General features: G+C 47.4%; 1 protein-coding gene. It reads left to right on the top strand.

All coding sequences use genetic code 11. The features are described 5' to 3' along the window. The first annotated feature begins 97 nt into the window (after nucleotides 1–97). Nucleotides 98–1,234, top strand: coding sequence for an IS4 family transposase (locus tag KXG62_RS33790; RefSeq protein ID WP_218096395.1), 1,137 nt, complete (start codon nucleotides 98–100; stop codon nucleotides 1,232–1,234). Nucleotides 1,235–1,246 lie beyond the last annotated feature (12 nt).

Below are 1,246 nucleotides of genomic sequence, written 5' to 3'. Positions count from 1 at the left end.
ATCACGTCTGTTGAATAACCACAAAATGGTAGAAAAAAAGCCGTCAACCCGGTAAACTGTTTGTACCCCTACAAACAAACCGAAAGGTGACGACTCCATGAAAAAGTCTACCACGATCCTGTCTATTCTTCAATCGATATTGACGCCGGAAGAAGTCGAATCCATCGTCAACCGATCGGGGTACGCAGATAAAGCTCGTAAATTTACAGTGTATCAATTGTTGCAATATTGGTGCACAGCAGCCTATGAAGAATGGCCCAGCTACCGTGCTGGTTCTGATCGCGCTTCCCTCAGTGGCCTGGTGGAAGTTCATTATTCACGATTTTCAAGTAAAGCGGCTGAAGTTCCGTTTGCCGTATTTAAGGAGATTTTTCATTTGCTCGTCCGGAAGTGTAATCGAGAAATCCGGCGAAAGTTGGCTTTCCCGAAGGAACTGCTACTCATTGATTCGACCACAGTGACCGTAGGCAAAACCCGCTTGCCATGGGCTCCTTATCATGGGGAACGATCAGGCGTTAAACTTCACGTGGCTCTTCAAGCCGAAACAGAGCAACCTCTGAAAGTCGAAGAAACCGTTGGTTCCAGACACGATGGACCGGTGAGCGAAAGCCTGACTCAGATGCCTTTCATTATGGTCATGGACCGGGCGTACGGCAAACTGGAGCGACTGGATCGTTTCAAACAAGACGGACAATCGTTTGTCATTCGCTTGCGCGACAACGTCCATCTGGAAAAGCCCAAAGCGTTACGTCGACAAAGTCCGATGGAATTACCGGTCATACGTGACATCACCTGTCAACTGGGCACTCCGCAATGTCGTTCGAAAAAGCGCCATCGCGTCGTCATTTTTCAGGACTTCGAAGGCCGTGAAATCCGAGTCGTGACCGATTTAATGCATGTGACGGCGGAGCAAATTGCACAGATATATAAAGCTCGCTGGCAGATTGAGGTCTTTTTTCGCTGGATCAAACAGCATATGAACCTAACTACCCTATTTGGCACAACCGAAAATGCGGTATATGGCCAATTGTTTAGCGCTCTCATGGTCTATGTCCTGCTCAAATGGTCATTCGATGCACTTTCCTTAAAAATGCCCCGGCATGCCAGGCTTTCATTTGTTCAATTTTCACGCTTATTTGGTCTGTGTAAGTTACCGATTGAGTGGGTGGTGCGACTGAATCGCCTGCTTCAGTATGCCTCTGGTAGGATGACTTGTATTACAATTTCTGGTTAATCAACAGGTCTG

Source organism: Paenibacillus solanacearum (assembly GCF_910593845.1).
Classification (GTDB): domain Bacteria; phylum Bacillota; class Bacilli; order Paenibacillales; family NBRC-103111; genus Paenibacillus_G; species Paenibacillus_G solanacearum.
The sequence above is the reverse complement of the archived record's forward strand: the minus strand, read 5'-3'. Positions and strand labels throughout refer to the sequence as shown.